General features: G+C 60.9%; 7 protein-coding genes. 3 read left to right on the top strand and 4 right to left on the bottom strand.

What is annotated here, in order from left to right:
* Positions 1-188 precede the first annotated feature (188 nt).
* Positions 189-452, top strand: coding sequence for a YkgJ family cysteine cluster protein (locus tag BHU06_RS23175; protein WP_083293393.1), 264 nt, complete (start codon positions 189-191; stop codon positions 450-452).
* Between the two features lie 135 nt (positions 453-587).
* Here BHU06_RS23175 and BHU06_RS21795 read toward each other — a convergent pair whose 3' ends face one another.
* Together BHU06_RS21795 and BHU06_RS22730 are read right to left on the bottom strand one after the other, a co-directional pair.
* Positions 588-806 (bottom strand): hypothetical protein, encoded by a 219-nt coding sequence (locus tag BHU06_RS21795; protein WP_368072914.1) that lies wholly within the window; start codon positions 804-806, stop codon positions 588-590.
* Positions 807-889: 83 nt separating this feature from the next.
* Positions 890-1,102, bottom strand: a complete 213-nt coding sequence (locus BHU06_RS22730) for a hypothetical protein (protein WP_139147179.1) — start codon at positions 1,100-1,102, stop codon at positions 890-892.
* Positions 1,103-1,378: 276 nt separating this feature from the next.
* Here BHU06_RS22730 and BHU06_RS21790 point away from each other — a divergent pair, with 276 nt between their 5' ends.
* On the top strand, positions 1,379-1,705 hold the full coding sequence (locus tag BHU06_RS21790; RefSeq protein WP_139147178.1) for a hypothetical protein: 327 nt from the start codon (positions 1,379-1,381) through the stop codon (positions 1,703-1,705).
* Positions 1,706-1,872: 167 nt separating this feature from the next.
* Here the strand turns inward: BHU06_RS21790 and BHU06_RS21785 are convergent, their stop codons facing one another.
* Together BHU06_RS21785 and BHU06_RS21780 are read right to left on the bottom strand one after the other, a co-directional pair.
* Positions 1,873-3,183 (bottom strand): Y-family DNA polymerase, encoded by a 1,311-nt coding sequence (locus tag BHU06_RS21785; RefSeq protein WP_070401335.1) that lies wholly within the window; start codon positions 3,181-3,183, stop codon positions 1,873-1,875.
* Between the two features lie 34 nt (positions 3,184-3,217).
* Positions 3,218-3,646 carry a LexA family transcriptional regulator gene (locus BHU06_RS21780; RefSeq protein WP_254668223.1) on the bottom strand — a complete coding sequence of 143 codons (429 nt, stop codon included), beginning with the start codon at positions 3,644-3,646 and terminating at the stop codon, positions 3,218-3,220.
* Positions 3,647-4,141: 495 nt separating this feature from the next.
* On the opposite strand from BHU06_RS21780, the gene BHU06_RS21775 reads away from it, so the two are divergent.
* Complete coding sequence (locus BHU06_RS21775) at positions 4,142-4,852, top strand: SOS response-associated peptidase (protein WP_070401333.1); 711 nt, start codon at positions 4,142-4,144, stop codon at positions 4,850-4,852.
* The last annotated feature ends 292 nt before the right edge of the window (positions 4,853-5,144 follow it).

Genomic DNA, 5,144 nt, shown 5'->3' with positions numbered 1-5,144 from the left:
AGGCCACCATACCCGTTTACAAAGCGAACAGGAAAGTCAATGAAATCAACGGTCTACCCAGACCACCCCCGCGCCAGTGCTAGCTTTGCGTACCGTCACTTATTGCACTGAAAACGAGGAGACCCCAGGCAAGACTGATCGCTGCTAAAACAGGGCGACGGCTGCAGCGTCCTTTGAGGCCTCTCTCAATGAACGACGGCGCAGAAGCCGAAACCTATGGATATGACAGGCCCTGCGTGTTCCTCACGGGTGGCAGGTGCAGCATTTACGCGCATCGGCCTCTGGCGTGCCGCACACTGGTGAACATGGACGACACCTCGGTCCTTTGCGAGCTTGAGCCAGGCGTTGCTGTTCCGGTTCCATATGGCAATGCGATTGCAATTCAGGGCCGCTTCGCGCTGGTGACTCAACGCGAGGTATTCGCAGACATACGAGACTGGTTTCGCGCATAGTCAGACTTGGGGCAGGGGGGCACACCTCTCGACCCTGGAGTCACCATAGTCGGCATCAGGGCGCTTGTGGTACGCAAGCCTTTGACCAGTTGATTCGCGTGCGAAGCTTCGGCGGCACCAGTTCAACAGGAAGGATCAGGCCTGCAATTCACCAGGCAGTCGCACCAGCGCGTCAGTGTCTACCTGCGCGCCTATGTCCTGCATCTTGTTCGCGATGGCTTGCAGCTGATCAGGATCGAGCGCCAGACGTGCTGCCATGAAGAACAGAACATGCATGTTCAGCTCGCGCGGCTCACTGCCGCCGGTGTACTTTCGCCACTGCTGTCCACCGGACACGCTAGCCAACTCGGCCATTTCTGAACCTGAGTACCCTAGCTCGTCCTTGAGGCGTTGAAGGTCTTGCGGCGACGGGGCGCAGTACAGAACCACAGGCATCCTCACTCAAAACCGGCCTTGAGCATCACCCATGAAAGCGCATACAGCACAGCGCATAACGTCACGACGAACCCCAAGCTGAAGGCCAGTACCTCAGCCATTTTTTTGAGGATGTTCGACATGAAATGCATCACGGCGCGCAGATCGTCCTCCGTCTCGCGCATTTCGCGGTCGCGCGCCTGCTGGTTTACGGTGGTGGAAGCTTCTTGTTCCAAGGTCGTCCTTTCGGGTTGCCGGGCAGCACGCAATGCGCCACCACTGCGAGCAAGTCTAGCACCATCGGAGCTATTCAAACGGCTGTCCTCCGGTCTCTATGCGCTATGCCACCGCATCCTTTTCCTTACCCAACCCCGCAGTCAAGGAGCCGTCTTGCGGCAGACCGCCGCTTACCTCGAACGTTAGGTCGAACAACCGAGGGAGCAGCCATGCGCTTCGGCACCATCGTGTGGCCACCTGTATAGTGTTCGCCCATCCAGAGGGAGGCCCGCCACATGGAGAACCCGATCTCGAAACTCGCGCTTGAACACTGGTATCAAGTGCTAATGGCCGCGGGACTGTTCCTGTTCTTGCTTTCCGGAGCAGGCTTGTTGGAGGAGTTCCCAACTCTTCCTACCGCCGCAATCGCCCTTGGTGTCTTCTTCTTTGGCATGGGCGAATGGATCAACCATCCCATCCAAACCGGCCTCATTCCGGCCACGGCACGATTCCCCGGCGGAGTCATCACTAGCCATCCGAGAAAGGCTCGGCCAGCCGGCATCTTCTTCGACGTCCTCGGCCTGTCGCTTATTGTCTTTGGCCTCTACAAGCTGATCGTGTAGCCAAAGGCGCTGCGGCGCGAGCGCGGCCTTAGTCTTCGCGCGAACGCCCGGCCAGCGCCAGCCGCTGAGTTCAAGAAAGTCGAACGTCTGCATCTGCGACTGAGGAACGTCCGCGTGACAGATTGCTGTCCTCGTCGCTGAGGCCGAGGCTTGTTCGCAGCGGCATCTCAAGCCCTGGCCACCGGGACATCTTCAAGCCTGGTTGTGTACTGCGGCGTGCGCCGCTCCTGCTTCATTTCCCATGCACGTTGAGGGTTCGACCTGCCGGTCGCAGCCACGTGCACCATTCCTTTTCCGAAGCGGTCATTGATCGTGTCCATCGCGCGCATTAGGCGCGAGCGCTTGCCTTCTGCAGCGGCCTCGTCCGGCAGATCCAGGTCGAGCTCGTGCTGATGCATGCCGGCTGGCTGCAGGTCCACCAGAATGACCCCCGCCTTGATGAACCGATACCCAGGCGCGTACATGTAGCGCATGCCATCAGCAGCCGCCTGAACGAGAGTCAGGGTGTCGTCTGTCGGCCGACGTAGGGGGACGACCACGCTGCGCGAGAGTTGGGGCCCTTGCCTATGGGGCGAGGTGTGCATGAACACCATCATTTCCGTGGCCAGGCTGCGCTGCGCCCGCAGTTTCTCGGCTGCTCTCCCGGCAAACTCGCTCACGGCCTCCAACAGCGGCTGCAACTCATGCATCGGTCTGCCAAAGGACCGAGTGCACGCGATCTGCTTCTTGGGACCAGGCGCGTCGTCCAGCTCGATGCAGGCCTGTCCTTGAAGCTCGCGTACGGTGCGCTCCAACGTCACGCCCCACCGCCGGCGGATCGTCCCCGGATCGGCGCGCGCCAGGTCGAGAACGGAGCAAACGCCCAATTCCTTGAGTTGCTTGCTGATCCGTGGACCCACGCCCCACACCTCGCCAACTTCGGTCGCCTGCAGCACGTCATCCCGATCCTGCGCCGGCAGCGCCGCCAGGTTGCAAACCTGCGCCAAGTCATCAGGGTAGCTGCCCGGCTTTCGCTCAGCCGTCTTCGCGATGTGGTTGGCCAGCTTGGCCAGCGTCTTCGTTTGGGCGATGCCGATGCAGGTCGGAATGCCCGTCCACCGCAGAACACGCCCACGAACACGGCGCGCGCGGTCTACCAGGTCGCCGCGTAGGCCCTGCAGCCCTATGAAGCTCTCATCGATGGAATAGATCTCTTGCGATGGGCCCAGGCCTGCGGCCAGGCTCATCATGCGGTCGCTCATGTCGCCATAGAGGGTGAAGTTGGCGGACAGCCCCACCAATCCCGCCTCTTGCTCCAGGTGCTTGATGGTGAACCAGGGGGCACCCATCTTGATACCCAGGTCCTTCGCCTCGTTGGAACGCGCGACTGCGCATCCATCGTTGTTCGAGAGAACGACCACGGGCCGGCCGATCAGGCTCGGCCGAAACACCCGCTCGCATGAGACGTAGAAGTTATTTCCGTCGACCAGGGCATACATGGCCGCATTGCTCGCATCGGGTGATTGCTCGCGCTCAGACGACGAAGCGCTTGATGCACGAACTCACGACGCCCCAAACCTCAACGGTCTGGCCGTCCTTGGGCACGATGTCGGGAAACGTCGGATTCGCGGCCCTGAGACGCAGCCGCCCCGCCCGCTGGTGCAGGTACTTCACAGTGAACTCGCCATCGACCACGGCTACCACCACGTGACCATGCTGCGCCTTGATGGCGCGGTCAACGACCAACGTGTCACCGTCGTCAATGCCGGCATCCCGCATCGATGAGCCTGCCACACGCAGCAGGAATGTCGCTTGGGGGTGGGTGACGAGGATCTGCGTGAGGTCCAGTCGGGTCACGGCGAAGTCCTCGGCAGGGGAGGGGAAGCCAGCGCGTACCGGGCACTCGGGCATGGGCAGCACCATCCCGGTGGCCGTCAGGGGCACGGGCTCGGCGGCGTCCATGGTACTGTTCATACATCCAGTATACAGCCGCACCCTTGGCTGGTGAGATTTTGGTGATGTGCCAACCACTCGCCGCGACCAGCCCGATGTGTGTGCGCCTGGTGTACGACGTTGGGCGTGGTCGCCCAACGTCAGGACAGCATCTGCTACTCAGAAGCCATCGTCTTCAACCGATTGAAGTTTTATGGTGCCCTTTCGGCTCGCACCGCGGCCATGTTGCATGGTGGATCAGGCCGATGCAAAATGCATATCAAATCATCGCAATCAGTAGTTACGATCGATCTTATGTAAAGTGAGCGCTCACATTTATTTTAGCACAGCGCGCAGGTTGGTGGTCGCACAACGGCAGTAAAGTGGGCCGGTTACACGGAAGTGGATAGGGCCTGCGGCCTAGCCGAAACGAACGCAGGACAACTTCCCCACCACGTTTGACGAGCCTCAATCAAGTTCGCCGCCGGTGAGCAATGCGCGAGAGTCCCCAGCCAGAGCTTTGTGATGTGTTCCAACTACCAGGCCGTAAGCACCACTGAGCGACTTCGCCTGTACTTCGGCGTCGATGCCCCACCGCCCCAGGTGAAAAGCGATGTTTGGCCGCTCTATGAAGCGCCCTTCATTCGCCGACACCCGAACAAGGATGTGGGCGACGAAGCGGTACCGCCTCGGGAGGTGATGTCAGGCCTCTTCGGCTTGGTCCCGTTCTGGGCTGGCGAAATCAAATACGGCCGCCGCACCTACAACGCGCGCACTGAGACCGTCGCCGAGCTGCCCAGCTTTCGGGAGCCCTGGGCCAAAGCTCAGCACTGCATCGTGCCCGTCGAGTGGATCTATGAGCCAGACCACCGCAGCGGCACGCCCATACCCACACGCATCCAGCGCAAGGACGGCAAACCGATGGGGATTGCTGGCCTGTGGACCAGCAACCGAAAGGCGACAGGATCAGAGGTCTTCAGCTTCACCATGCTCACGGTCAATGCTAAGGACCATGAGCTGTTCCGGCTGTATCACCGGCTGGAAGATGAGAAGCGCATGGTGGTGATCCTGCGTGAGGATCAATATGACGCCTGGCTCGACGCGCCTGCATCGCGCTCGATGGACTTTATGCAGCAGTATCCGGCGCACCTGCTGATGGCCACCCCGGAGCCCGAGCGGGGCAAGCGAAAGAAGAATGAGGTGCCGCCGCCCGCCTCTCCCGATCTTCTCGGCTGAGTCATCTGGCGATGTAGAAGCCCGACGCGCCTGACGCCAGAGCTATTACGCTCAGCACGAACACATCGCCTAGGCCTTGCATGTCGTTCGTGGCAGCACCCAAGACCAGACCAAGGCCGCCCATGAGACCGGCCACGACACTACGTCGGATCAAGGATGTCCGTTCGTAAGCGGCCGGCCATCCCACCTTGGCTAGGCATCGGTGTGGGATGCCGCTAGATTGGCTATCGGAGGTTCAGGATGCGCCGGGCACCGCTGAGCACTATCAGCGCAATGACTGCGCCAATCACGA

This window comes from Hydrogenophaga sp. PML113, assembly GCF_001777155.1.
GTDB lineage: Bacteria > Pseudomonadota > Gammaproteobacteria > Burkholderiales > Burkholderiaceae_C > Hydrogenophaga > Hydrogenophaga borbori.
This window is presented reverse-complemented; position numbering and strand designations above follow the sequence as displayed.